Genomic DNA, 26,004 nt, shown 5'->3' with positions numbered 1-26,004 from the left:
GGGGGTGCACACGTCATGTTCGGTCGCCGACGGGGGATGGAGTCGGCCGGAAGTTCCAGCCCGCACTCATCCGCGACACTGACGCTGCCGCCGACGGCGCGTCTGCTCAGCTGCCGCGTCCTCGACACGGTCCACCGGCCCATCCGGCAGGCCGCGTTCGAGGTCACGGATCCGATCGGCCGCCGGATCGTCAGCGGCGAGACCGATCCGTTCGGCGGTTTCACGGCCGCCGTACCGGAGGGGGAGTACCGGCTCTCCGTCACCGCCGAGGGGTACACGCCCTTCCACGGGGTCACGCTCGTGGGAGATCCGGCGCAGCCGGGTACGGGGGAGATCATCCTCGACGCGGTGGAGCCGCCGGTGCTGCCGCAGCCGGGCCACTGGGAGCTCGACCCGGCGCATTCGTCCATCGGTTTCACGGCCCGGCACATCGGCATGGCCCGGATCAACGGACGCTTCAACACGTTCGCCGGGGCGGTGCGGATAGCCGACCGCATGGAGGAGTCCTCCATGCACGTGATCATCGACGCGGCGAGCATCGACACCGGGCTGCGGCTGCGCGACGACCACCTGCGCTCGGGGGACTTCCTGGACGCGGTCCGCCACCCCACGGTGGAGTTCTACAGCGAACGGTTCATGCACCGCACCGGCAGCCGCTGGGCCGTCGCGGGCGCCCTGACGCTCCACGGGGTGAGCCGGTCCGTGACGCTGGACACCCAGTACCTGGGCCTCGGAACGGGCATGGAGGGCGAGGTACGGGCGGCCTGCCGGGCCACCGCCGAACTGCACCGCGAGGACTTCACCCTCAACTGGCAGTCGATGCTGGCGCACGGGATCGCCGCGATCGGTTCGAGCGTGGACGTGACGCTGGACGTCCAGATCGTGCACAAGGCCTGACCCCGGCGGGGCTCAGGGGGCCTCCAGCCAGCCTTCGTACTCGGCGGCGAGGCCGTCCAGCGCGGTGGCGTCGAGCCGGTCCTGCGGATCCTCGACGACGACCAGCCACTGGGCGTCCTCGGCGTCGTCCTCGCCGGCCAGCGCGTCGCGGACCAACTGCGGCTCCTCCGGGAGGCCGAAGCGGTCCACGGCCTCCTGCGCCACCTCCTCGGCGGCGTCGCGGTCGGGCAGGACGAGTACATGTCGCACGTTCACCCGGCCATTGTCGGACACCCGGTGGAGGGGGCCGGGGCGCGGGGGGCTGTCAGTGCGGCGTGGGATGCTGGAGGCGATGGCCACCAGGAAGAATTCCACCGACGATCCGCTTGCCCCGATCACCCTCGCGGTGGGGCAGGAGGAGCTGCTGCTCGACCGCGCCGTGCGGGAGGTGGTGGCGGCCGCGCGTGCCGCCGACGCCGACACCGACGTCCGCGACCTCACCTCCGACCAGCTCCAGCCCGGCACCCTCGCCGAGCTGGTGAGCCCTTCGCTCTTCTCCGAGCGCAAGGTGCTCGTCGTGCGCAACGCGCAGGACCTGTCCGCCGACACGGTCAAGGAGGTCAAGGCCTACCTCGCCGCTCCCTACGAGGAGATCGCGCTGGTCCTCCTCCACGCGGGCGGCGTCAAGGGCAAGGGCCTGCTGGACGCGGCGCGCAAGGCGGGAGCCCGGGAGATCGCCTGCCCGAAGATGACGAAGGCGGCGGACCGGCTCGCGTTCGTACGGGGCGAGTTCCGCACGCTGGGCCGGTCGGCGACCCCGGAGGCGTGCCAGACCCTGGTCGACGCGATCGGCAGCGACCTGCGGGAGCTGGCGAGTGCCGCGGCGCAGCTGTGCGCGGACGTCGAGGGAACCATCGACGAGGCCGTCGTCGGCCGCTACTACACGGGCCGGGCCGAGGCCTCCAGCTTCACGGTCGCCGACCGGGCGGTCGAGGGGCGTGCGGCGGAGGCCCTGGAGGCCTTGCGCTGGTCCCTGGCCACCGGGGTGGCGCCGGTCCTGATCACCAGTGCTCTGGCACAGGCGGTCCGGGCGATCGGCAAGCTGGCCTCCGCCCCGCGCGGCGCCCGGCCCGGGGACCTCGCCCGGGACCTCGGTATGCCTCCGTGGAAGATCGACCGGGTCCGCCAGCAGATGCGGGGCTGGTCGGCGGACGGCGTCGCGGACGCGCTGCGCGCGGTGGCCGCCGCCGACGCGGGGGTCAAGGGCGGGGGTGACGATCCCGAGTACGCGCTGGAGAAGGCGGTCGTCGCGGTCGCCCGCGCCGCCCGCCCCCAGCGCCGCTGATCCCCCCGGCCAGCGCCGCTGATCCCCCCGGCGCCGCTGGTCCCGCCCCCCCCGGCGCCGCTGGTCCCGGCAACGCGAAGGCCCCGGTCGTCGTCCTGGGGAAGGACGGCGACCGGGGCCTTCGGTCACTGCTTGTGCGCCGCACCCGCGTGGCGAACGCTTCGTGTGCGGAGCGGGGTGCCGGTCAGGAGCGGGAGAGAGGGCCCACTGGGTCCCTTCCGGCGATCACATCGAGTGCGGAACTCAGATGGCGGCAACCTTGGAGGCCAGCGCCGACTTCTTGTTGGCGGCGGCGTTCTTGTGGATGACACCCTTCGAGACGGCCTTGTCCAGCTTCTTGGAAGCCAGACGGGCCGCAGCGGTGGCCTTCTCCGCGTCGCCGGCGAGGATGGCCTCGTTGGCCTTGCGGATGAAGGTGCGCAGCTCGGACTTGACCGACTTGTTGCGAAGGCGAGCCTTCTCGTTGGTCTTGTTCCGCTTGATCTGGGACTTGATGTTCGCCACGAAAGAGCCTTTTCAGGTTCAGAGGTTGATCTTCGGATTGTGTCCCGACGGCTGAGAGGGCACACGAGACACAGCTGCCCAGGCTACCAGGCACGCTCCCGGCGGCCCAAACCGAGCGCACTGCCCCGTCCATGGGACCATGGGAGCCTGCGTATGGACCGACATCGCGCCGCCGAGAGCGACCGGAGCCGGACTGTCCGCTGCGACCGACGCTCCGAAAACGCTTCCGACTGCGACCCGAGAATCAGGACACTGCGTGCCCGCGATCCCCAGCCACGTGCCCGAGCCGAGCCGTACCGACCCGGCGCTGATCCGCAACTTCTGCATCATCGCGCACATCGACCACGGCAAGTCGACCCTTGCCGACCGGATGCTCCAGCTCACCGGTGTCGTCGATCAGCGGCAGATGCGCGCCCAGTACCTCGACCGCATGGACATCGAGCGTGAGCGCGGCATCACGATCAAGTCCCAGGCGGTGCGACTGCCCTGGGCGCCCACCACGGGCGAGGGTCAGGGCAGCACCCACATCCTCAACATGATCGACACCCCCGGGCACGTCGACTTCACCTACGAGGTCTCGCGCTCCCTCGCCGCGTGCGAGGGCACGATCCTCCTGGTGGACGCCGCCCAGGGCATCGAGGCGCAGACCCTCGCCAACCTGTACCTGGCGATGGAGAACGACCTCGCGATCGTCCCCGTCCTCAACAAGATCGACCTGCCGGCCGCCCAGCCGGAGAAGTTCGCCGAGGAGCTCGCGAACCTGGTCGGCTGCGACCCCGACGACGTGCTGCGTGTCTCGGCCAAGACCGGCATGGGCGTCGACGCCCTGCTGGACAAGGTCGTCGCCACCGTCCCGGCCCCGGTCGGCGTCAAGGACGCCCCCGCCCGCGCGATGATCTTCGACTCGGTCTACGACTCGTACCGCGGCGTCGTCACGTACGTCCGTGTGGTCGACGGCCAGCTCAACAAGCGCGAGCGCATCAAGATGATGTCCACCGGCGCCACCCACGAGCTGCTGGAGATCGGTGTCTCCTCCCCGGAGATGACCCCGGCCGACGGCATCGGCGTCGGCGAGGTGGGCTACATCATCACCGGCGTGAAGGACGTCCGCCAGTCCAAGGTCGGTGACACCATCACCAGCCTGCACAACGGCGCGACCGAGGCCCTCGGCGGCTACAAGGACCCGAAGCCGATGGTCTTCTCGGGCCTCTACCCGCTCGACGGCTCGGACTACCCGGACCTGCGCGAGGCCCTGGACAAGCTCCAGCTCAACGACGCCGCGCTGGTCTACGAGCCCGAGACCTCGGCGGCCCTCGGCTTCGGCTTCCGCGTCGGCTTCCTCGGCCTGCTCCACCTGGACGTGGTCCGCGAGCGCCTGGAGCGCGAGTTCGGCCTCGACCTGATCGCCACCGCGCCGAACGTCGTCTACCGGGTGGTCCTGGAGGACGGCAAGGAAGTCACCGTCACCAACCCGAGCGAATTCCCCGAAGGCAAGATCAAGGATGTCTTCGAGCCGGTCGTCCGGGCCACCGTGCTCGCCCCGACCGAGTTCATCGGCGCGATCATGGAGCTGTGCCAGCAGCGCCGCGGCACGCTCCTCGGCATGGACTACCTCTCCGAGGACCGCGTCGAGATCCGCTACACCCTCCCGCTCGCCGAGATCGTCTTCGACTTCTTCGACCAGCTGAAGTCCAAGACCCGCGGCTACGCCTCCCTCGACTACGAGCCCACCGGCGAGCAGGCCTCCAGCCTGGTCAAGGTCGACATCCTGCTGCACGGCGACAAGGTCGACGCCTTCTCCGCCGTCTGCCACAAGGACGCCGCCTACGCCTACGGCGTGCGCCTGGTCGCCAAGCTGCGCGAGCTGATCCCGCGGCAGGCCTTCGAGGTGCCGGTCCAGGCCGCCATCGGCTCCCGCGTCATCGCCCGCGAGACCATCCGCGCCATCCGCAAGGACGTCCTCGCCAAGTGCTACGGCGGTGACATCTCCCGTAAGCGGAAGCTGCTGGAGAAGCAGAAGGAAGGCAAGAAGCGCATGAAGATGGTCGGCTCCGTGGAGGTCCCCCAGGAGGCCTTCATCGCCGTCCTCTCCAGTGACGAGTCCGGCGGCAAGAAGAAGTAGCCACCTGTCCGTCACCCGGCGTACACAGGCCCCCGCGCATTGCTGCGGGGGCCTGTTTCGTTATGAACCGGCCGCTCGTCAGCTCTTACGCGGGCGGCGGACGCGCTCTAGTCTGATCACTGCTCAACGGTTACTCGCCAGTTTAGAAAGTCAGACGGCTGCAAACCCGCCAGTCCCAAGCGCCCCCAGCGCCCCACGCCCACGCGCTGTCGCGTGGATCGGTCCGGAGGATGTCGTGAGCGACACACAGACCTATCTCGAGAACCGCCCGCCCACCGTGGCGGTGCTCTTCCGTGAGCGCGTCGCCGCGACGCCGAACGACGAGGCCTATCGCTATCCGGTGCCAGCGACCGACGGGCGGGGCGCCACCGACGACTGGAAGTCCCTGAGCTGGAGCCAGGCGGCCGAGCGCGTCTACGCCATCGCCGCCGGAATGATCTCCCTCGGCCTCGGAACGGAGGAGCGCGTCGCGCTCGCCTCCAACACCCGGGTCGAGTGGATCCTGTCCGACCTCGGCGTGATGTGCGCCGGCGGCGCGGTCACCACGGTCTACCCCAGCACCAACGCGGACGAGTCGGCGTTCATCCTCGCGGACTCCGAGAGCCAGGTGCTCATCGCCGAGGACGCCGCGCAGCTGGCGAAGGCCCGCGAGCGCCGCGCCGACCTGCCGCACCTGCGCCACGTCGTGGTCATGGAGGCCGCCGACGCGGTGCCCGCCGAAGGCGACCCCGAAGGCTGGGTGCTCTCGCTCGCCGACCTGGAGGCGAGAGGCCGCGAGTACCTCGCCAAGCACCCGGAGGCGGTCGACGAGCGCATCGCGTCCATCACCTCCGAGCAGCTCGCCACCCTCATCTACACCTCCGGCACCACGGGCCGCCCCAAGGGCGTCCGGCTGCTGCACGACAACTGGTCGTACCTGGCCAAGGCCATGGTCGCCACCGGTCTGATCGGCAAGGAGGACGTCCAGTACCTGTGGCTGCCGCTGGCCCACGTCTTCGGCAAGGTCCTGACCTCCGGGCAGATCGAGGCCGGGCACGTCACCGCGGTCGACGGCCGCATCGACAAGATCATCGAGAACCTGCCGGTCGTGCAGCCGACCTACATGGCGGCCGTCCCGCGCATCTTCGAGAAGGTCTACAACGGCGTGGCCGCCAAGGCCCGGGCCGGCGGCGGCGCCAAGTACAAGATCTTCCAGTGGTCGGTCGGCGTCGCCCGCGAGTACGCCAAGGTCACGCAGGACAACTTCCGGCGCACCGGGCGGGCCACCGCCCCCTTCGGCCTCACCACCAAGCACAAGGTCGCCGACGCGCTCGTCTACTCCAAGCTCCGCGACGCCTTCGGCGGCCGGCTGCGCGCCGCCGTCTCCGGCGCGTCCGCCCTGGCCCCCGACATCGGCTTCTTCTTCTCCGGCGCGGGCGTCCACATCCTGGAGGGCTACGGCCTGACCGAGTCCAGCGCGGCCTCTTTCGTCAACCCGGGCGAGGCCTACCGCACCGGCACGGTCGGCAAGCCGCTCCCCGGCACCGAGGTACGCATCGCCGACGACGGCGAGGTCCTGCTGCGCGGCCCCGGCATCATGCAGGGCTACCACCGGCAGCCGGACAAGACCGCCGAGGTCCTGGAGTCCGACGGCTGGCTGCACACCGGTGACATCGGCGAGCTGTCGGCCGACGGCTACCTGCGCATCACCGACCGCAAGAAGGACCTGATCAAGACCTCGGGCGGCAAGTACGTCGCCCCGGCGGAGATCGAGGGCCAGTTCAAGGCGATCTGCCCGTACGTGTCGACCATCGTCGTGCACGGCGCCGACCGGAACTTCTGCTCCGCCCTGATCGCGCTCGACGAGCCGTCGATCCTGACCTGGGCGGCCGAGAACGGGCTGGAGGGCAGGACGTACAAGGAGGTCCTGGCCGCGCCCGAGACCGACCGGCTGATCGAGACCTACGTCCAGACCCTGAACGAGGGCCTCCAGCGCTGGCAGACGGTCAAGAAGTTCCGGATCCTGCCGCGCGACCTGGACGTCGAGCACGGCGACCTCACCCCCAGCCTCAAGCTCAAGCGCCCGGTGGTCGAGCGTGAGTTCAAGCACCTGATCGACGAGATGTACGAGGGCACCCGCGAGGCGTAGCGCCCGCCGCGGGCCGTGCGGGGCGGGGCGGTGACCCGCCCCGCACGCCCCGCACCCCCTCCCGGCCCTCCGCCCCGGGCCCCGCGCCGCGAGGAGCGGGGCGGAGCCCGGTGGCGGGTGCGCGATGATGGGGGTATGCCTTCCGCACTCCCCGACGGTGAACCCATGCCCGAAGACGGCTCGCTGCCGTCGCACGCCCTGGCGGGCGCGGGGGAGCGGCCGCTCGGCTTCTACCTGCACGTCCCGTACTGCGCCACGCGCTGCGGATACTGCGACTTCAACACCTACACGGCCACCGAGCTGCGGGGCACCGGAGGCGTGCTCGCTTCCCGCGAGAACTACGCCGACACCCTGATCGACGAGGTCCGGCTCGCCCGGAAGGTCCTCGGCGACGACCCCCGCGAGGTCCGGACCGTGTTCGTCGGCGGCGGCACGCCGACGCTGCTGCCCGCCACCGACCTCGTACGGATGCTCGCGGCGATCCGGGACGAGTTCGGCCTGGCCGCCGACGCCGAGATCACGACCGAGGCCAACCCGGAGTCCGTGGACCCGGCCTACCTGGCCGAGCTGCGCGCCGGGGGCTTCAACCGGATCTCCTTCGGCATGCAGAGCGCCAAGCAGCACGTCCTGAAGGTCCTGGACCGCACCCACACCCCCGGACGCCCCGAGGCCTGCGTGGCGGAGGCCCGCGCGGCGGGCTTCGAGCACGTCAACCTCGACCTGATCTACGGGACGCCCGGCGAGACGGACCAGGACTGGCGGGACTCCCTCGCCGCCGCCCTCGGGGCCGGCCCGGACCACGTCAGCGCGTACGCGCTGATCGTCGAGGAGGGCACGCAGCTGGCCCGCCGGATCCGCCGGGGCGAGGTCCCCATGACCGACGACGACGTCCACGCCGACCGCTACCTGATCGCCGACGAGGTCATGGCCGCGGCCGGCTACTCCTGGTACGAGGTCTCGAACTGGGCCGCCTCCGAGGCCGGGCGCTGCCTGCACAACGAGCTGTACTGGCGCGGCGCCGACTGGTGGGGCGCAGGTCCCGGCGCGCACTCGCACGTGGGCGGGGTGCGCTGGTGGAACGTCAAGCACCCCGGCGCCTACGCCGCCGCCCTCGCGGAGGGACGCTCCCCGGGTGCGGGGCGCGAGCTCCTCTCGGACGAGGACCGCCGCGTGGAGCGGATCCTGCTGGAGCTGCGCCTGGTGGACGGGGTCCCGCTGTCCCTGCTCGCCGCGGCCGGCCTCGCGGCGTCCCGCAGGGCTCTCGCGGACGGGCTCCTGGAGCCGGGGCCCTACGAGGCCGGGCGGGCCGTGCTGACCCTGCGCGGGCGGCTGCTGGCCGACGCGGTGGTCCGCGACCTGGTCGACTGATCACCTTCCCGGGTGAACCCGCGCGGATCCGGGTCAGCGCTGCCTACCCTGTTCCTAGCCTGTCGTCGTACCTCACGGCGGCAGAAACGGAGGGCCGGAGATGACCGCTGTGGACGATCAGCGCATGACCGAGTTCTTCGAGAGCCTCGCGGCTCCCGAGGGCGTCAAGGTCGAGCTCCTCCGGGGGGAAATCGTGATGATGGCCGGGCCCGACGTGGTCCACAACCTGATCGTGCTGTTCATCGCGCGTCAGATCCCCCCCGACCGCTGGTACCCGCTCCAGACCCAGGACGTGGCCATTCCAGGGGAGTCCTCCGAGCCTCAGCCCGATCTCGTCGTGGTCGCTCCGGAAGCGCTTCCGGAGGGAAGCGGTCGGCTCCTGCCGGTGCAGGCCGTCTCGCTCCTCGTCGAGGTCGTCTCGAAGACGAGCAAGGTGCGCGACTACGTGACGAAGCGCTCCATCTATGCCGCGGGCGGTGTTCCCGCCTACCTGATCGTCGACCCCTTCGAAGCGAAGTGCACGCTGCTCACCGAGCCGTTCGGCGGCGGGGACCAGGCCGACTACCGCACGGCGCGGACCAGCAAGTTCGCAGAACCGGTCCCGCTCGACGGCCTCGGAGTGACGCTCGACACCGCGGAGTTCGGCACCCTGCCGTAGATCAGGCCGGGGCCGTGACGAAGTCGATGAGCTCCTCCACGCGGCCCAGCAGGGTCGGTTCCAGGTCCTTGTAGGACGTCACCCGGGACAGGATGTGCTGCCAGGCGGCCCCGGTGTTCTCCGGCCAGCCCAGGGCCCGGCAGACGCCCGTCTTCCAGTCCTGGCCGCGCGGGACCACCGGCCATGCGGCGATGCCCAGCGCCGACGGTTTCACCGCCTGCCAGACGTCCACGTACGGGTGACCCACCACCAGCACGTCCGGCGAGGTCACCGCGGCGGCGATACGGGACTCCTTCGAGCCCGGCACCAGATGGTCCACCAGCACCCCCAGCCGGGCGTCCGGCGCCGGGCCGAACTCCGCCACCACCGCCGGCAGGTCGTCGACGCCCTCCAGGTACTCGACCACCACGCCCTCGATGCGCAGGTCGTCGCCCCAGACCCGCTCCACCAGCTCGGCGTCGTGCCGGCCCTCGACATAGATCCGGCCCGCCCGGGCCACCCGCGCCCGGGCTCCGGGGACGGCGATCGACCCCGAGGCCGTACGGGCCGGCGCCGACGGGCCCCGCGGCGGGCGGACCAGGGTGACCACCGCGCCCTCCAGCAGGAAGCCCCGCGGCTCCATCGGGAACACCCGGCGCTTGCCGAAGCGGTCCTCCAGGGTCACCGTGCCCGCCTCGCAGGCCACCACGGCGCCGCAGAAGTCCGTACCGGCCACCTCGACGACCAGGTCCGGTTCGGCGGCGACCTCGGGGACGGCCTTCGGCCGCTTCCACTGGGGGGTCAGGTCGGGGGAGTACTCGCGCATCCGGCCGACACTAGGAGAGCCCTGCGCGTCCCGCCTACGACACGCCGGAACGGGCCGCCAGTGTGGCGCGTTGCGCACGGACGAACTCGGCGGTGACCACCGCTCCGTGACCGGGCACGTACAACGCGTCCTCGCCGCCCAGTGACAGCAGCCGGTCCAGGGCGGCGGGCCACTGCCGGGGCATCGCGTCCGGGCCCGCCATCGGCTCGCCCGACTCCTCGACCAGGTCCCCGCAGAACACCGTCTCGCGCTCGCCCGGGACGAAGACGGCCAGGTCGTGCCCGGTGTGCCCGGGCCCCACGTTGGCCAGCAGCACCTGCACCCCGCCCAGGTCCAGCGTCCACTCGCCCGACACGTGATGGCCGGGCAGCACCAGCCGCTCCACGGCCTCGGCCGCCTCCGCCTCGGCGAGCCCGTGCCGCACCGCGTCCCCGCGCAGCTCCTCGCGGTCCGCGGCGAGCAGCGCGGCCAGCCCGACCGCCCCGTAGACCTCGGCCCCCGGGAAGGCCGCCGCACCCAGGACGTGATCGAAATGGCCGTGCGTGAATGCGATATGGGTCACGCTCCGGCCCGTCAGCCGCTCGGCCTCGGCCCGCACCCCGGCACCCTCGCGCAGGCACGAGCCCGGGTCGATCAGGAGCACGGAATCGTCCCCCACCACCAGCCCCACCGTGCAGTCCCACACCGGCAGACGCCGTCGGCCGGCCCGCCCGGTGAGCCGTTCCCAGCCCGCCTCTTCCCATCGCACGTCCATGCCGCGACGCTACCCTGGCGGGCCTCCCTTGCCAGGGTCTTACTACCCGGCCGTACACTGAGCGGGGGCTCTCTGGCACTCGAACCCACAGAGTGCCAACGAACGTCAGAACACGTCGGAACACGGCAACGGATCACGCTGGAGGTGTGCGCGATGCTCAGCGAACGCAGACTCGAAGTGCTGCGCGCCATCGTCCAGGACTACGTCGGGACGGAGGAGCCGGTCGGCTCCAAGGCGCTCACCGAGCGGCACCGGCTCGGCGTCTCGCCCGCCACCGTGCGCAACGACATGGCGGTGCTGGAGGAAGAGGGCTACATCGCCCAGCCCCACACCAGCGCCGGCCGGATCCCCACCGACAAGGGCTACCGCCTCTTCGTCGACAAGCTGGCGGGGGTCAAGCCGCTGTCCACGCCCGAGCGCCGGGCCATCCAGAACTTCCTCGACGGCGCCGTCGACCTCGACGACGTCGTCGGCCGCACCGTGCGGCTGCTCGCGCAGCTCACCCGGCAGGTGGCGGTCGTCCAGTACCCGAGCCTGACCCGGTCGACCGTCCGGCACGTGGAGCTGCTCTCGCTCGCTCCCGCACGCCTGATGCTCGTACTGATCACGGACACCGGACGCGTCGAGCAGCGGCTCGTCGACTGCCCGAGCCCCTTCGGCGAGGCCTCGCTGGCCGACCTGCGGGCCCGGCTCAACAGCAGGGTCGTCGGCCGTCGCTTCACCGACGTGCCCCCGCTCGTCCAGGACCTGCCGGAGTCCTTCGAGGCCGACGACCGCGGCACGGTCTCCACCGTGCTGTCGACCCTCCTCGAAACGCTGGTGGAGGAGGCGGAGGAGCGGCTGATGATCGGCGGCACCGCCAATCTCACCCGCTTCGGACACGATTTCCCCCTGACGATCAGGCCGGTGCTGGAGGCGCTGGAGGAGCAGGTCGTGCTCCTCAAGCTGCTCGGCGAGGCCAACGAGTCGGGGATGGCCGTAAGGATCGGGCACGAGAACGCCTACGAGGGGCTCAACTCCACGTCGGTCGTCTCGGTCGGTTACGGTTCGGGCGGCGAAACCGTCGCCAAACTCGGCGTGGTCGGACCGACCCGCATGGACTACCCCGGAACGATGGGAGCGGTACGCGCAGTGGCACGTTACGTCGGACAGATCCTGGCGGAGTCGTAAGTGGCCACGGACTACTACGCCGTTCTCGGCGTGCGCCGCGACGCATCGCAGGACGAGATCAAGAAGGCCTTCCGGCGCCTCGCGCGTGAACTCCACCCGGACGTGAATCCGGATCCGAAGACGCAGGAGCGCTTCAAGGAGATCAACGCGGCCTACGAGGTGCTCTCGGACCCGCAGAAGAAGCAGGTCTACGACCTCGGCGGCGACCCGCTGTCCGCCTCCGGCGGTGGCGGCGGAGCCGGCGGCTTCGGCGCGGGCGGCTTCGGCAACTTCTCCGACATCATGGACGCCTTCTTCGGCCAGGCCTCGCAGCGCGGCCCGCGCTCGCGGACCCGGCGCGGCCAGGACGCCATGATCCGCCTCGACCTCGAGCTCGACGAGGCGGCCTTCGGGACCACCAAGGACATCCAGGTGGACACGGCCGTCGTCTGCACCACCTGCTCCGGCGAGGGTGCCGCCCCCGGCACCTCGGCGCAGACGTGTGACATGTGCCGCGGCCGCGGTGAGGTCTCGCAGGTCACCCGGTCCTTCCTGGGCCAGGTCATGACCTCGCGCCCCTGCCCGCAGTGCCAGGGCTTCGGCACCGTCGTCCCGACCCCGTGCCACGAGTGCGCGGGCGACGGCCGGGTCCGCTCCCGCCGCAGCCTCACGGTCAAGATCCCGGCCGGTGTCGAGAACGGCACCCGGATCCAGCTCGCGGGCGAGGGCGAGGTCGGCCCCGGCGGCGGCCCCGCCGGCGACCTGTACGTGGAGATCCACGAGCTGGCGCACCCGACCTTCCAGCGCCGCGGGGACGACCTGCACTGCACGGTCACCATCCCCATGACGGCGGCCGCGCTGGGCACCAAATGCCCGCTGGAGACGCTCGACGGGCTGGAGGAGATCGACATCCGGCCCGGCACCGGGTCCGGCCAGGCGATCCCGCTGCACGGGCGCGGCGTCACCCACCTGCGCGGCGGCGGGCGCGGCGACCTGATCGTCCACGTCGAGGTCACCACCCCGACCAAGCTGGACGCCCAGCAGGAGGAACTGCTGCGCCAGCTGGCGAAGCTGCGCGGCGAGGAGCGGCCCATGGGCCAGTTCGCGCCGGGCCAGCAGGGCCTGTTCAGCCGTCTGAAGGACGCGTTCAACGGTCGCTGACCGAAGGCCGCGCACCGCTTCGAGCCCGGTCCGGGGACGCCCCCGGCCGGGCTCTTCGCGTGCCCCCGGCAGCCGCCCGCGGGGCCGCCGGGAGCGGACTATGCCAGGCGAATGCGGTGATTCGGCCCCATGGGCGGGACGTGGCACGATGCAGTGCATGTCCACCGCCGCGAACGGTCTCTCCCCCCACCCGATCGTGCAGGCTCCCATGGCGGGCGGCGCCTCCTGCCCGCCGCTCGTCGCCGCCGTGTGCGAGGCGGGCGGACTGGGCTTCCTCGCCGGGGGCTACAAGACCGCCGACGGGATGTACCAGGAGATCAAACAGGTGCGCGCCCTCACCCGGTACCGCTTCGGCGTGAACCTCTTCATGCCGCAGACCGGGTACGCCGACCCGGCCGCGGTGGAGGCGTACCGCGGGCAGCTGGCCGGCGAGGCGAGCTGGTACGAGATCTCGCTCGCCGAGGAGGACATCATCGGCACCAGCGACGACGGCTACGACGCCAAGCTGGCCATCCTCCTCGAGGACCCGGTCCCGGTGGTGTCGTTCACCTTCGGCTGTCCCGACCCCACGGCCCTCGCCGCCCTGCGCAAGGCCGGTACGTACACCGTCGTCACGGTGACCTCCGTCGAGGAGGCCCGCAGCGCCCAGCAGGCGGGCGCCGACGCCGTCTGCGTCCAGGGCGTCGAGGCGGGCGGCCACCAGGGCACCCACCGGGACGACCCGCAGATCGACGGCACGGCGGCCGTGGGACTGCTCGCGCTGGTGGCGCAGGTACGGGAGGCCGTGGCCCTGCCGATCATCGCCGCGGGCGGAGTCATGCGGGGCGCGCAGATCGCCGCGCTGCTGGCGGCCGGCGCGGCGGCGGCGCAGCTCGGCACGGCCTTCCTGGTGTGCCCCGAATCGGGGGCGGACCCCGTCCACAAGAAGGCGCTGACCGATCCGCTCTTCGTCCGGACGGAACTGACCCGGGCCTTCTCCGGGCGGCCGGCCCGGGGACTGGTCAACCGCTTCGTGCGGGAGCACGGCCCCTACGCCCCGGCCGCCTACCCCCAGGTCCACCACCTGACCTCGGGGCTGCGCAAGGCGGCCGCCGCGGCCGGGGACCCGCAGGGCATGGCCCTCTTCGCGGGCCAGGGGCACCGGCTGGCCAGAGCGCTGCCGGCGGCGCAGCTGGTCGAGGTGCTGGCGGCCGAACTGGCCGAGGCACAGAACACGTTGAAGGACATGCAGATGAGGAGTGCGTCATGACGGCCCCGGTGTTCGTGGTCGAAGAGGTCCCCGCAGGGGCGGAGTTCGTCCTGGACGGCCCCGAGGGCCGGCACGCCGTGTCGGTGAAACGGCTGAACCCGGGCGAGCAGGTGGTCCTCACCGACGGCCGCGGCGGCTGGGCGGAGGCGGTCGTCAAGGCCGCCGAGGGCAAGGACCGGCTCGTCCTGGCCGTCGCCGCCGCCGGGCAGGAGGCGGAGCCCGGCGTCCGCATCACCGTGGTCCAGGCCCTGCCCAAGGGAGACCGGGGCGAGCTGGCCGTCGAGACGATGACCGAGACCGGCGTGGACGCGATCGTTCCCTGGCAGGCCTCGCGCTGCATCACGCAGTGGCGCGGCGACCGCGGGGCCAAGTCCCTGGCCAAGTGGCGGGCCACCGCCCGCGAGGCGGGCAAGCAGTCCCGCCGCGTCCGCTTCCCGGAGGTGGCCGAGGCCATGTCCACCAAGCAGGTCGCCGCGCTGCTGGCCGGCGCCGACCTGGCGATGGTCCTGCACGAGGACCGCGACACCCCGTCGCAGGCCCTGGCCACGGCCGAGCTGCCCGCCTCCGGTTCCGTCGTCCTGGTGGTCGGGCCGGAAGGCGGGGTCTCCCCGGAGGAGCTGGCGGTCTTCGCCGCGGCGGGGGCGCACCCGTACCGCCTCGGCCGTTCCGTCCTGCGGACCTCCACCGCCGGCACCGCGGCCGCGGCGGTCCTGCTCGCCCGTACCGGACGCTGGGCCTGACCGGCCGGAACGCGCGCCCGCGGCGGGCCCCGGCTGGATACGATGCCCGGACCGATCAACATCACGGGAGGGTGAGCAATGGCCGGGGAACCGCAGGCCGACTGCCTGTTCTGCAAGATCGTCGAGGGCGCCGTCCCGGCGACGGTGGTCCGGGAGACCGAGACCACCGTCGCCTTCCGGGACATCAACCCGCAGGCGCCCACGCACGTGCTCGTCATCCCCAAGGTGCACTACCCCGACGCGGCCTCCCTCGCGGCCGCCGAGCCGGGCATCGCCGCCGACATACTGCGTGAGGCCGCACAGGTCGCCGCCGACGAGAAGATCGACGACCACGGTTACCGGATCGTCTTCAACACCGGCTCCGGCGCCGGCCAGACCGTCTGGCACGCGCACGCGCACGTCCTGGGCGGCCGCGGCCTCCAGTGGCCCCCCGGATAGCACGTGTCCGTCAGAGAGTTCGTGGTGCTGGGCACCGCCAGCCAGGTGCCCACCCGCCACCGCAACCACAACGGCTACCTGCTGCGCTGGGACGGCGAGGGCATCCTCTTCGACCCGGGCGAGGGCACGCAGCGCCAGATGCTGCGTGCCGGCGTGGCCGCGCACGACATCAACCGGATCTGCATCACCCACTTCCACGGCGACCACAGCCTCGGCCTCGCCGGGGTGATCCAGCGGATCAACCTCGACCAGGTCCCGCACCCCGTCGCCGCGCACTACCCGGCGTCCGGACAGAAGTTCTTCGACCGGCTCCGGTACGCCACGGCCTACCGGGAGACCGTGGAGCTCCTGGAGGAACCGGTCTGCGAGGACGGACCGGTGGCGCAGGGCGCCTCGTACGTCCTGGAGACCCGGCGGCTCTCGCACCCCGTGGAGTCCTTCGGCTACCGGATCACCGAGCCCGACGGGCGCCGGATGGTGCCCGAGCTGCTCGCCCGGCACGGGATCAAGGGCCCCGACGTGGGCCGGATCCAGCGGGACGGGCACCTCGGCGGGGTCACGCTGGAAGAGGTCAGCGAACCCAGACCCGGGCAGCGCTTCGCCTTCGTCATGGACACCCGGCTCTGCGGCGGCGTGGACGAGCTCGCCGAGGGCTGCGACATGCTGGTGATCGAGTCGACCTTCCTCGACGAGGACGAACGCCTGGCCACCGACCACGGGCACCTCACCGCCGGCCAGGCGGCCCGGGTGGCGCGGGACGCGGGCGTACGCCACCTCGTGCTGACGCACTTCTCGCAGCGGTACACCGACCCCACCGAGTTCGAACGCCAGGCGCGGGCGGCCGGTTTCGAGGGGGAGCTCACCGTGGCCGCGGACCTGATGCGGGTGCCGTTGCCGAAGCGGGGCTGACACGGGCGGCGGCCCGGGGCGCGCACACGCGTCCCGGGCCGCGGCGCGGCTTCCGGGGACCGGCCCGGAGGGCATCGTGCGGGTGATCTGCGCCACACTGGGTTTTGATCCCGCCCGGGGCGGGGAGACCTGGCAGCTTTCACCGAGAAACGGCCCTTCGAGACCGACAGGGGAGACCACCGTGGCCAGTGGGGACCTCGACAGCCGCACCGCAGCCCTGGACCCGCTCGGTCCGCTGCGCGACCCGGAGGAACCGGGCTGCGACGTCTTCCTGACCGGGACGGTCTTCCTCGACATCATCTTCACCGGCCTGGACTCGGCGCCGGTGCGCGGTACGGAGTCCTGGGCGCGCGGCATGGGCTCCAGCCCCGGCGGCGTCGCCAACATGGCCACCGCCCTGGCCCGGCTCGGTCTGCGCACCTCGCTGGCCGCAGCCTTCGGCGACGACCACTACGGCGAGTACTGCTGGGACGCCCTGGAGCAGGGTGAGGGCATCGACCTGGCCATGTCCCGGACCGTCCCCGGCTGGCACAGCCCCGTCACCGTCTCGATGGCCTACGAGGGCGAGCGCACGATGGTCTCCCACGGCCACGAGGCCCCTCCGCCGGCGGGCCCCGGCCCCTTCCCGCAGTGCCCGCCGAGGGCCCGCGCCGCCGTCGCCTCGCTGGAGCCCGGCCGCGGCGAGGAATGGATCGGAGAGGCCGCCCGGCGCGGTTCGCGGATCTTCGCGGACGTGGGATGGGACGAGAGCGGACGGTGGGACCTGGGGGCCCTGGCCGACCTGGAGCACTGCGAGGCCTTCCTGCCGAACGCGGGCGAGGCCATGCGGTACACACGCACCGACTGCCCGCGGGCGGCGGCCCGCGCGCTGGCCGAGAGGGTCCCGGTCGCGGTGGTGACCATGGGCGCGGAGGGCTCGTACGCGGTCGACAGCCGCACCGGGGAGACCGCCCACGTCCCCGGGATCGCCGTGGAGGAGCTGGACCCGACGGGGGCGGGGGACGTCTACGTGGCGGGCTTCGTCACCGGCACCCTGGCGGGCTGGCCGCTCGCGGACCGGCTGGCCTTCGCCGGGCTGACCGCGGCCCTGTCGGTCCAGGAGTTCGGCGGGTCCCTGTCGGCGCCCGGCTGGCCGGAGGTGGCCCACTGGTGGCGGGCCGCCCCGCACGCGCTCCGCGGCCGCTACGGCTTCCTGGACGAACTGATCCCGCCGGCCGCGACCCCGGCCGCCCGGCGCAGAGCTGTGCCGACCATCGGCTTCCGGCACTCCGCGTAGCCGCGGGACCGCGGACGCGGTCCGGGGGCGGGGCCGGGCCGGTGCGGGGCGGGGGCGGGGCGGGGGCCGGGCCGGGGCGGCGCTGAAAACCTCTCGGGGAAGCGGCGGCGGCGACGTACGCTTGGTACTCCGGAGGTCGTCGATCGGCGCGGCCCCTCAGCGGGAGGTATGCGCAGGCCACAGTGCCGGCCCATGACTCAGACATCGACAGCCCACATCCCCGCGCCGGGGCAGGCGCGAGCACATTTCACCGTACCGGCGACACACCCGATGGTGACGGTGCTCGGCTCGGGTGACGCCCTGTTGCGCGTGATCGAGAAGGCCTTCCCGAAGGCCGACATCCATGTTCGGGGCAATCAGGTCAGCGCGATCGGAGAAGCGGCGGAAGTCGCCCTGATCCAGCGACTGTTCGACGAGATGATGCTGGTGCTCCGCACCGGGCAGCCGATGACGGAGGACGCAGTGGAACGCTCGATCGCCATGCTCAAGGCGAGCGGCAACGGCAACGGGCCGGAGGAGACCCCGGCGGAGGTGCTCACCCAGAACATCCTCTCCAGCCGCGGCCGGACCATCCGCCCCAAGACCCTCAACCAGAAGCGGTACGTCGACGCGATCGACAAGAACACGATCGTCTTCGGCATCGGCCCCGCCGGGACCGGCAAGACCTACCTCGCCATGGCCAAGGCGGTCCAGGCGCTCCAGTCCAAGCAGGTCAGCCGGATCATCCTGACCCGGCCCGCCGTCGAGGCGGGGGAGCGGCTCGGCTTCCTGCCGGGCACCCTCTTCGACAAGATCGACCCGTACCTGCGCCCGCTCTACGACGCGCTGCACGACATGCTCGACCCCGACTCGATCCCGCGGCTCATGGCGGCGGGCACGATCGAGGTCGCGCCGCTGGCGTACATGCGGGGTCGCACGCTCAATGACGCGTTCGTGGTTCTCGACGAGGCCCAGAACACGACCACCGAGCAGATGAAGATGTTCCTGACCCGGCTCGGCTTCGACTCGAAGATCGTGATCACCGGTGACATCACCCAGGTCGACCTGCCCGGCGGGGCCAGGAGCGGTCTGCGCCAGGTTCAGGAAATCCTCGACGGGGTACCGGACATCCACTTCTCCAGGCTCACGTCCGAGGATGTCGTCCGGCACAAGCTGGTCGGCCGTATCGTCGACGCGTACGAGAAGTACGACGACGGCCAGCAGGCCGCCAACGGCTACCAGCGGAAGTAGAACCCAGCGCACCATGTCGATCGACGTCAACAACGAGTCCGGAACCGAGGTCGACGAGCAGGCGATCCTCGACATCGCCCGCTACGCGCTCACCCGGATGCGGATCCACCCGCTCTCGGAGCTCTCCGTCATCGTCATCGACGAGGACGCCATGGAGCAGCTCCACATCCAGTGGATGGACCTGCCCGGCCCGACCGACGTCATGTCCTTCCCGATGGACGAGCTCCGTCCGCCGTCGAAGGACGACGAGGAGCCCCCGCAGGGACTCCTCGGCGACATCGTGCTCTGCCCCGAGGTCGCGAAGAAGCAGGGCGAGGAAGCCCCGACGCAGCACTCCATGGACGAGGAGCTCCAGCTCCTGACCGTCCACGGAGTGCTGCACCTGCTCGGCTACGACCACGAGGAGCCCGACGAGAAGGCCGAGATGTTCGGCCTCCAGGCGGCCATCGTGGACGGCTGGCGCGGTGAGCGCGGGCTGACCGGCCCGTCCCCGGCTCCGACCGTCTCGTGAGCGCCCCGCAACTGATCACCGGCGCGGTGCTGCTGGTGGTCGTGGCCTGGTTCGCGGCGTGCGCGGAGTCCGGCATCGCCCGTATCTCGATCTTCCGCGCCGAGCAGGCCGTACGGGAGGGCAGGCGCGGCAGCGAGAAGCTCGCCCAGGTCGCCGGCGACCCCACCCGCTACCTCAACGTGGCGCTGCTGGTCCGGGTCACCTGCGAGATGGCGGCCGGGGTCCTCGTCACCTACGTCTGCCTCGACGCGTTCGGCGAGAACTGGACCGCCCTGCTCGTGGCCATCGCCGTGATGGTGCTGGTCTCCTTCGTCGCCGTGGGCGTCTCCCCGCGCACGATCGGCCGCCAGCACCCGCTGAACACGGCGACGGCGGCCGCGTACGTCCTCGTACCGCTCGCGAGGATCATGGGGCCGATCCCGCAGCTGCTGATCCTCGTCGGCAACGCGCTCACGCCGGGCAAGGGCTTCCGCAAGGGCCCCTTCGCCTCCGAGGCGGAGCTGCGGGCGATGGTCGACCTCGCCGAGAAGGAATCGCTGATCGAGGACGACGAGCGCCGGATGGTGCACCAGGTCTTCGAACTCGGCGACACCCTCGTGCGCGAGGTGATGGTGCCGCGCACCGACCTCGTCTGCATCGAGCGCTACAAGACGGTCCGTCAGGCGACCACACTCGCCCTGCGGTCGGGTTTCTCGCGCATCCCGGTCACCGGGGAGAACGAGGACGACATCGTCGGGATCGTCTACCTCAAGGACCTGGTCCGCAAGACGCACATCAACCGTGAGTCCGAGGCCGACCTGGTGTCGACGGCGATGCGGCCGGCCGTCTTCGTGCCGGACACCAAGAACGCGGGCGATCTGCTGCGCGAGATGCAGCAGGTGCGCAACCACGTGGCCGTCGTCATCGACGAGTACGGCGGCACGGCCGGCATCGTCACCATCGAGGACATCCTCGAGGAGATCGTCGGCGAGATCACCGACGAGTACGACCGGGAGCTCCCGCCGGTCGAGGACCTGGGCGAGGACCGCTACCGGGTCACGGCGCGCCTGGACATCACCGACCTCGGTGAGCTGTTCAAGGTCGAGGCCTTCGACGACGAGGACGTCGAGACGGTCGGCGGGCTGCTGGCGAAGGCGCTGGGCCGGGTGCCGATCGCGGGAGCCTCGGCGGTCGTGGAACTGCCCGACGGCCGTCCGCTGCGGCTGACGGCGGAGGCGCCGGCGGGCCGGCGGAACAAGATCGTGACGGTGCTCGTCGAACCGGTGGCCGCGGCGGAGGCCGCGGGGGAGGAGGGGGAGTGACCCCGGCGCAGCTGCGGGAGTTCTGTCTGGGCTTCAACGCGGCGGTGGAGGAGTTCCCCTTCACCCCGGAGACCTCGGTGTTCAAGGTGAAGGGCAAGATGTTCGCGCTCAGCACGCTGGACGCCGAGCCGCTGAAGGTCAACCTCAAGTGCGAGCCGGAGCTGGCCGTGCGGCTGCGCGAGGAGCACGAGGCGATCACGCCGGGCTATCACATGAACAAGCGGCACTGGAACACGGTGACGGTGGGCGGGATCCCCGACGCGATGCTGCGCGAGCTCGTCGAGGACTCGTACGACCTGGTGGTCGCGGGGTTGCCGCGGGCGGAGCGCCTGAAGCTCGACCGGCCCTGACCCCCGGCCCGATCCGGCCCGATTCGGCCCGCTCCGGGCCGGGGCCGGGGTCGTTGCGCGGCCCGGGCGGGGGGCTCCCTATGCTTTCGACCATGACGGAGAGCACCGGGATCGACCCCGAGGACAGCAAGATCATCACGCTGGCGCGCAGCGCCCGGGCCCGCAACGGGGTGCCCGAGGGGGCGGCGGTGCGGGACGAGACGGGACGGACGTACGTCGCGGGCACGGTGGAGCTCGACTCCCTGAAGCTGAGCGCGCTGCAGACCGCGGTCGCGATGGCCGTGGCCAGCGGGGCGCGGTCCCTGGAGGCCGCCGCCGTGGTGAGCGCGGCCGACGCCCCGGCCGAGGCCGACCGGGCGGCGGTCCGCGACCTCGGCGGCCCGGACACCCCGGTCCTCCTGGCGTCCCCGGACGGCACCCTGAGGTCCACGACCCCGGCCGGTCAGTAGCCTCGGGCCTCCCGGCGACGGTCGCCGGGAGGCCCGCGTTCGGCCGCCGGGCCACATCCAGCCCGGTCGGCGTTCGAGGCGCGGGTCCGGGCGGAGCCCGGTGCCCGGCGGCGCCCGGTGCCCGGCGGAGCCGGGTTTCCTGAGGCGCCGCCCCGGACGCCGCCTCTCAAACGCCGGCGAGGCTGGATCTGCCCGGCCGGCGGCGGATGACCATCGCCATCAGCGCCGCCATCGCGCACAGGGCACCCGACGCGTACCAGACGACGTCGTACGAGCCCGTCAGGTCACGGGCCAGGCCGCCCAGGAAGGCCACCACCGCCGCACCGATCTGGTGCGAGGCCAGCACCCAGCCGAAGACGATCGCGCCGTCGTCCCCGTAGTGCTCGCGGCACAGGGCGATCGTCGGAGGGACGGTCGCGACCCAGTCCAGGCCGTAGAAGACGATGAAGAAGACCAGCGGCGGCCGCACCGACGGCGCCAGCAGGATCGGCAGGAACAGCAGCGACACCCCGCGCAGGGCGTAGTAGACGGCCAGCAGCCGCCGGGACTCGTAGCGGTCCGTGAACCAGCCCGAGGCGATCGTGCCGACGACGTCGAAGACGCCGATCACCGCCAGCAGCCCTGCGGCAGCCGTCACCGGCATGCCGTGGTCGTGCGCGGCGGGCACGAAGTGCGTCCGTACCAGCCCGTTCGTCGAGGCCCCGCAGATCGCGAAGGTGCCCGCGAGGAGCCAGAAGGGGCCGGTCCGGGCCGCGCCGACCAGGACCTTCAGCGCCCGCCGGGCGGCGCCCGGCGCCGGGGCGGGCCTGGGCGCGTACGTGCCGCCGTACGGCGCGAGACCCACGTCCGCCGGATGGTCGCGCAGCAGCAGCCAGACGAAGGGCACGACGGCCAGCGCGGCCACGGCGACCGTCACCGTCGCCGGGCGCCAGCCGTGCCGGTCCACCAGCCACGCCAGCAGTGGCAGGAAGACCAGCTGCCCGGAGGCGCCGGCGGCGGTCAGGATCCCGGTGACCAGGCCGCGCCGGGCGGTGAACCAGCGGCCCGTCACCGTCGCGGCGAAGGCCAGGGCCATCGAGCCGCTGCCCAGTCCCACCAGCAGGCCCCAGCACAGCACCAGCTGCCAGGGTTCGGTCATCCGGACGGTGGCCACCGCACCGCCCGCGATGACGGTCAGGGCCACCGCCACGACGCGCCGGATGCCGAAGCGGTCCATCAGGGCCGCGGCGAAGGGCGCGGTGATCCCGTAGAGGGCCATGTTCACGGAGACGGCCACGCCGATGGTGCCGTGCGACCAGCCGAACTCCTCGTGCAGCGGCTCGATGAGCAGTCCCGGCAGGGAGGCGAAACCGGCGGCGCCGATGATCGTCACGAAGGTGACGGCGGCGACGAACCAGGCGCGGTGGACGCGTGCAGTGCGCGGCGGGGGCGGGGGATGGGGGAGCGTGCCGGGGGCGGCGGCTGTCTGGGTCACGCGAGAAGCTTCCGGCCGGCGGGCCACCGTCCGACAGTGGCCCGACTGTCATGCTTCGATACGATCGGGCCATGGAGCCTTCGCCCCACCGTGTCGTCGTCCTGGCCCTCGCGGGGCTGCTGCCCTTCGAGCTCGGCATCCCGCACCGGATCTTCGGCCGCGCCGAGGACGGGGCCGGGCGGCCGCTGTACGAGATCCTCACCTGCGGGCTCGCCCCCGGCCCGGTCCCCACGGACGCCGACTTCGACATCCACGTCGCACACGGCCCCGAGCTGCTCGCCACCGCCGACACGGTGGTCGTGCCGGCCTCGTACGAGCTGGGCCCGGCCCACGAGGAGGGCAGGCTGACCGAGGAGCTCGCGGCGGCCCTCGCGCACATCCGGCCCGGGACCCGGCTCGTTTCCATCTGCACGGGGGGCTATGTGCTGGCCGCCGCCGGGTACCTGGACGGCCGGAGGGCCACCACCCACTGGGCCTCCGCCGCCCACTTCCAGCGGCTCTTCCCGGCCGTGCGGGTCGACCCCGACGTGCTCTACACCGACGACGGGGACGTGCTGACCTCGGCGGGCGTCGCCGCCGGCATCGACCTGTGCCTGCACATCGTGCGCCGCGACCACGGTGCGGCCGTCGCGAACGACGCAGCCCGGCGGACCGTCGTACCGCCCCACCGCGAGGGCGGGCAGGCACAGTTCATCGAACGCCCGATGCCGGAGCCGCAGCTCGCCACCACCACCGCGGCCCGCGCCTGGGTGCTGGACCGGCTGCACGAGCCGCTCCGGCTCACCGACATGGCCCGGCAGGAAGCCATGTCGGTACGGACCTTCACGCGCCGCTTCCGGGAGGAGGCGGGCATCAGCCCGGGCCAGTGGATCACCGGCCGGCGGGTGGAGCGGGCGCGGGAGCTGCTGGAGCAGACGGAGCTGTCGATGGAACAGGTCGCGCGGGAGAGCGGCTTCGGGACGGCGCAGTCGCTGCGCAAGCACGTGCAGGCGGCGCTCGGGGTGAGCCTGACGGCCTACCGGCGGACCTTCCGGGCCACCGGAGGAGCGGGAGGGAGCGGTGCCACACCGCCATCTCCTGATGGGCCATCAGTTGATGCCGGGTCCTTGCATTGACTTCTCCCGTCGCCCGCTCGTGAATGGCCCCCAGCGCGGGGCGCGGCGCGAGGCAACCCAGGGGGCGGGCAGTGCGGACACGGGCGCGGAACCGGAGATGGTCGGCAGCCGTCGGCATGGCCGCTCTCGCGGCCACGGCCGGGGGCGCTCTCGGCGCACCCGCCGCGGCCGAGGGGGAGACGCCCCCGGGACAGGTGGACTTTCCCACGCAGTGCCTGGAGCCCCAGGAGGCGGGTCTCCCGCCCGCCGACGGGCGGACCACCGCCAGGATCACCGTGGACGACCCGGCGCCCCGGGTCGGCGACACCGTCACCGTGACCTATCAGGTGCTCCGAACCCCGGCCCTGAACCCGGTCGGCGGCGAACTCCCCGCCGACACGCTCACCCCGGCCGGCCGGATCCTGCTGGCGGGCGCCCAGAGCGGCGAGGTCACCGTCGTCGGCGCCCGGCGCAACGACCCCGTCCCGGCCGGCACGCCCCTGCCCGCCGTCATCATGACCGGCACGTTCACCGTGACCGCGCCCGGCGAGATCACCCTGGCCCCGGGTGCCTACAGCCTGCACACCGGCCACCTCGTGGACCTCGACACCACCTGCACCGCCGCCGCCCCGGCCGGCGCGCCCGTCTCCGCGCGCCTCACCGCCACCGGACTGCCCACGGCCAACCTGCGCACCGTCCGCCTGGCCGCCGCCCACGGCAGACCGGGAGCCGGGGTGGAGGTCACCGCCGTCGGCTTCCCGCCGGGCGCGGCCGTGACCGTCGCGGGGCGGGCCGGCGCCGCCCAGACCGCCGACCGGGTGAGGGCCACCGCCGACGACCTGGGCACGGCCGTGGTGGAGCTGCCGGTCACCGACCGGGCCACCACCGCCGTGATCGCCTACGAGGGCGCGGCCTGGTCCGCGGGGCGGGGCTCCGGCCCGGCCGCGTACACGGTCGTCGACGCGGCGCCGCCGACGTCCGGCACGCAGAAGGTCACCGCCACCGTCGAACCGGGCGCGCTCGGCATGACCCAGGCGGGCGAGGAGATCACCCTCGGCACGGTCACGTACGGCGACGGGGGAGCCGCCCCCGGCCGGATCGGCACCGTGACTGTCACCGACGCCCGCGGCGGTCCGGCGGGCTGGTCGCTGACCGGCAAGGTCACCGACTTCACCGGACCGGGCGGGATCCGCATTCCGGGCGCGTCCCTGTCCTGGACCCCGTCGTGCGTGGCGGCCCCGGGCAGTCTCAGCCCCTGTACGCCGGGCAGTGCGGGCGTCGTCGGCCCCCAGGGCGCCCTCCTGGCCGCCACTCCCGACGCCCCGCTGGTCGGCGGCACCTTCACGATCGACGCGGCGGTCACCCTGCACGTGCCGCCGTACACCCCGCCGGGCGCCTACACGGCGGTCCTGACGCTGACCCTGTCGTGAGCCTCCGGTCCCGGACGGCCGCCGTGCTCGCAGCGGCCGTGCTTGCGGCGGCCGTGGCCGCGGCGGGCCTCGTCCTGCTGTCCGCCGGGACGGCAGAGGCCGAGGACGGCCGGTGGTCCGTGCTGCCCGCCGCGAGCACCGTCGGCCGGCGGCCCTGCTTCTACCTCGCCGCCGCCCCCGGCCGGAGCGTCTCCGACGCCGTCACCGTCACCAACGGGACCGACCGCCCCCGTACGTTCCGCCTCTACGCCGCCGACGCCCACCACACCGCCCGCGACGGCGGCTTCGCCCTCCGCGGGCCCGACGAGCCGCGCCGGGCCGTCGCCGCGTGGACGAAGCTCGACCGGGAGCGGATCACCGTCCCGGCCGGTGGCACGGTCCGCGTCGGCTTCACGCTCACCGTCCCCGACCGCGCCGCCCCGGGGGACCACCCCGGCGCCGTCGCCGCCCTGGAGGAACGGCCGGCCGAAGCCGCCGCCCCGCGGGGCATCGGGGTGCGGCAGGCCGTCGCCGCCCGGCTGTACCTGCGGGTCGCCGGCCCCACCGCGCCCGCCCTCGCCGTCCGGGACGTCACCGTGGACCGCCGCGGCGCCGCGGCGGAGGTCTCGTACACCCTCCACAACACCGGCAACGTCACCCTCCGGCCCCGGGCCACCCTCACCGCCTCCGGCGCGCTCGGCCGC

25 protein-coding genes are annotated in these 26,004 nt (G+C 72.6%); 20 read left to right on the top strand and 5 right to left on the bottom strand.

Features of this window, described 5'->3' with window-relative positions; genetic code table 11:
* The first annotated feature begins 15 nt into the window (after positions 1 to 15).
* A complete protein-coding gene (locus tag NRK68_RS11545) occupies positions 16 to 897 on the top strand; it encodes a YceI family protein (RefSeq protein WP_183065345.1) in 882 nt (293 codons plus the stop codon).
* A gap of 12 nt (positions 898 to 909) precedes the next feature.
* Here the strand turns inward: NRK68_RS11545 and NRK68_RS11540 are convergent, their stop codons facing one another.
* On the bottom strand, positions 910 to 1,152 hold the full coding sequence (locus tag NRK68_RS11540) for a hypothetical protein (RefSeq protein WP_183065343.1): 243 nt from the start codon (positions 1,150 to 1,152) through the stop codon (positions 910 to 912).
* A 76-nt stretch (positions 1,153 to 1,228) separates the two neighbouring features.
* Here NRK68_RS11540 and holA point away from each other — a divergent pair, with 76 nt between their 5' ends.
* Positions 1,229 to 2,221 (top strand): DNA polymerase III subunit delta, encoded by a 993-nt coding sequence (gene holA, locus NRK68_RS11535; RefSeq protein ID WP_200904320.1) that lies wholly within the window; start codon positions 1,229 to 1,231, stop codon positions 2,219 to 2,221.
* Between the two features lie 243 nt (positions 2,222 to 2,464).
* On the opposite strand, the gene rpsT is transcribed toward holA, so the two are convergent.
* Entirely contained in the window at positions 2,465 to 2,725 is a 261-nt protein-coding gene (gene rpsT / locus NRK68_RS11530) for a 30S ribosomal protein S20 (protein ID WP_030030523.1), read from the bottom strand.
* A gap of 256 nt (positions 2,726 to 2,981) precedes the next feature.
* Here rpsT and lepA point away from each other — a divergent pair, with 256 nt between their 5' ends.
* From lepA to NRK68_RS11510, 4 genes are all read left to right on the top strand, one after another.
* On the top strand, positions 2,982 to 4,847 hold the full coding sequence (gene lepA / locus NRK68_RS11525; protein WP_257855723.1) for a translation elongation factor 4: 1,866 nt from the start codon (positions 2,982 to 2,984) through the stop codon (positions 4,845 to 4,847).
* Between the two features lie 235 nt (positions 4,848 to 5,082).
* The gene (locus NRK68_RS11520) at positions 5,083 to 6,975 is read left to right on the top strand and encodes an AMP-dependent synthetase/ligase (protein WP_183065339.1); all 1,893 of its coding nucleotides are present in this window, start codon (positions 5,083 to 5,085) and stop codon (positions 6,973 to 6,975) included.
* A gap of 135 nt (positions 6,976 to 7,110) precedes the next feature.
* A complete protein-coding gene (gene hemW, locus NRK68_RS11515; RefSeq protein WP_257855722.1) occupies positions 7,111 to 8,343 on the top strand; it encodes a radical SAM family heme chaperone HemW in 1,233 nt (410 codons plus the stop codon).
* Between the two features lie 100 nt (positions 8,344 to 8,443).
* Positions 8,444 to 9,001, top strand: a complete 558-nt coding sequence (locus tag NRK68_RS11510) for a Uma2 family endonuclease (protein WP_183065335.1) — start codon at positions 8,444 to 8,446, stop codon at positions 8,999 to 9,001.
* 1 nt (position 9,002) lies between these two features.
* On the opposite strand, the gene NRK68_RS11505 is transcribed toward NRK68_RS11510, so the two are convergent.
* Positions 9,003 to 9,806, bottom strand: coding sequence for a DUF3097 domain-containing protein (locus NRK68_RS11505; protein ID WP_183065333.1), 804 nt, complete (start codon positions 9,804 to 9,806; stop codon positions 9,003 to 9,005).
* A gap of 34 nt (positions 9,807 to 9,840) precedes the next feature.
* Positions 9,841 to 10,560 carry an MBL fold metallo-hydrolase gene (locus NRK68_RS11500; protein ID WP_183065331.1) on the bottom strand — a complete coding sequence of 240 codons (720 nt, stop codon included), beginning with the start codon at positions 10,558 to 10,560 and terminating at the stop codon, positions 9,841 to 9,843.
* A gap of 153 nt (positions 10,561 to 10,713) precedes the next feature.
* On the opposite strand from NRK68_RS11500, the gene hrcA reads away from it, so the two are divergent.
* The 12 genes from hrcA (at position 10,714) to NRK68_RS11440 (ending at position 21,323) form a co-directional block, all read left to right on the top strand.
* A complete protein-coding gene (gene hrcA, locus NRK68_RS11495; RefSeq protein ID WP_030027783.1) occupies positions 10,714 to 11,730 on the top strand; it encodes a heat-inducible transcriptional repressor HrcA in 1,017 nt (338 codons plus the stop codon).
* Entirely contained in the window at positions 11,731 to 12,870 is a 1,140-nt protein-coding gene (gene dnaJ, locus NRK68_RS11490) for a molecular chaperone DnaJ (RefSeq protein WP_030840893.1), read from the top strand. It abuts the gene before it with no gap.
* Between the two features lie 157 nt (positions 12,871 to 13,027).
* Positions 13,028 to 14,119 (top strand): nitronate monooxygenase, encoded by a 1,092-nt coding sequence (locus NRK68_RS11485; protein WP_183065329.1) that lies wholly within the window; start codon positions 13,028 to 13,030, stop codon positions 14,117 to 14,119.
* On the top strand, positions 14,116 to 14,859 hold the full coding sequence (locus NRK68_RS11480; protein ID WP_183065327.1) for a 16S rRNA (uracil(1498)-N(3))-methyltransferase: 744 nt from the start codon (positions 14,116 to 14,118) through the stop codon (positions 14,857 to 14,859). Before NRK68_RS11485 ends, NRK68_RS11480 begins: the two co-directional genes overlap by 4 nt.
* 78 nt (positions 14,860 to 14,937) lie before the next feature.
* Positions 14,938 to 15,297: a histidine triad nucleotide-binding protein gene (locus tag NRK68_RS11475; RefSeq protein ID WP_183065325.1), complete on the top strand. Its 360-nt coding sequence runs from the start codon at positions 14,938 to 14,940 to the stop codon at positions 15,295 to 15,297.
* 3 nt (positions 15,298 to 15,300) lie between these two features.
* Positions 15,301 to 16,206, top strand: coding sequence for a ribonuclease Z (locus NRK68_RS11470; protein WP_183065323.1), 906 nt, complete (start codon positions 15,301 to 15,303; stop codon positions 16,204 to 16,206).
* A 181-nt stretch (positions 16,207 to 16,387) separates the two neighbouring features.
* Entirely contained in the window at positions 16,388 to 17,482 is a 1,095-nt protein-coding gene (locus tag NRK68_RS11465; RefSeq protein WP_257855721.1) for a PfkB family carbohydrate kinase, read from the top strand.
* Between the two features lie 192 nt (positions 17,483 to 17,674).
* Complete coding sequence (locus tag NRK68_RS11460) at positions 17,675 to 18,712, top strand: PhoH family protein (protein WP_079025385.1); 1,038 nt, start codon at positions 17,675 to 17,677, stop codon at positions 18,710 to 18,712.
* 13 nt (positions 18,713 to 18,725) lie between these two features.
* Positions 18,726 to 19,223: an rRNA maturation RNase YbeY gene (gene ybeY / locus NRK68_RS11455; protein ID WP_030957671.1), complete on the top strand. Its 498-nt coding sequence runs from the start codon at positions 18,726 to 18,728 to the stop codon at positions 19,221 to 19,223.
* Positions 19,220 to 20,524, top strand: a complete 1,305-nt coding sequence (locus tag NRK68_RS11450; RefSeq protein ID WP_183065319.1) for a hemolysin family protein — start codon at positions 19,220 to 19,222, stop codon at positions 20,522 to 20,524. Before ybeY ends, NRK68_RS11450 begins: the two co-directional genes overlap by 4 nt.
* Positions 20,521 to 20,874 carry an MmcQ/YjbR family DNA-binding protein gene (locus tag NRK68_RS11445; protein WP_183065317.1) on the top strand — a complete coding sequence of 118 codons (354 nt, stop codon included), beginning with the start codon at positions 20,521 to 20,523 and terminating at the stop codon, positions 20,872 to 20,874. The genes NRK68_RS11450 and NRK68_RS11445 overlap by 4 nt, the downstream gene beginning before the upstream one ends.
* A gap of 92 nt (positions 20,875 to 20,966) precedes the next feature.
* Positions 20,967 to 21,323, top strand: coding sequence for a cytidine deaminase-like protein (locus NRK68_RS11440; protein ID WP_183065315.1), 357 nt, complete (start codon positions 20,967 to 20,969; stop codon positions 21,321 to 21,323).
* A 166-nt stretch (positions 21,324 to 21,489) separates the two neighbouring features.
* Here NRK68_RS11440 and NRK68_RS11435 read toward each other — a convergent pair whose 3' ends face one another.
* Positions 21,490 to 22,797, bottom strand: coding sequence for an MFS transporter (locus tag NRK68_RS11435; protein ID WP_257855720.1), 1,308 nt, complete (start codon positions 22,795 to 22,797; stop codon positions 21,490 to 21,492).
* 71 nt (positions 22,798 to 22,868) lie between these two features.
* On the opposite strand from NRK68_RS11435, the gene NRK68_RS11430 reads away from it, so the two are divergent.
* Both NRK68_RS11430 and NRK68_RS11425 read left to right on the top strand, forming a co-directional pair.
* Positions 22,869 to 23,912, top strand: coding sequence for a GlxA family transcriptional regulator (locus NRK68_RS11430; RefSeq protein ID WP_257855719.1), 1,044 nt, complete (start codon positions 22,869 to 22,871; stop codon positions 23,910 to 23,912).
* A gap of 116 nt (positions 23,913 to 24,028) precedes the next feature.
* Positions 24,029 to 25,321 (top strand): WxL domain-containing protein, encoded by a 1,293-nt coding sequence (locus tag NRK68_RS11425; protein WP_257855718.1) that lies wholly within the window; start codon positions 24,029 to 24,031, stop codon positions 25,319 to 25,321.
* Positions 25,322 to 26,004 lie beyond the last annotated feature (683 nt).

The organism is Streptomyces yangpuensis (assembly GCF_024666385.1).
GTDB lineage: Bacteria > Actinomycetota > Actinomycetes > Streptomycetales > Streptomycetaceae > Streptomyces > Streptomyces yangpuensis.
The sequence above is the reverse complement of the archived record's forward strand: the minus strand, read 5'-3'. Positions and strand labels throughout refer to the sequence as shown.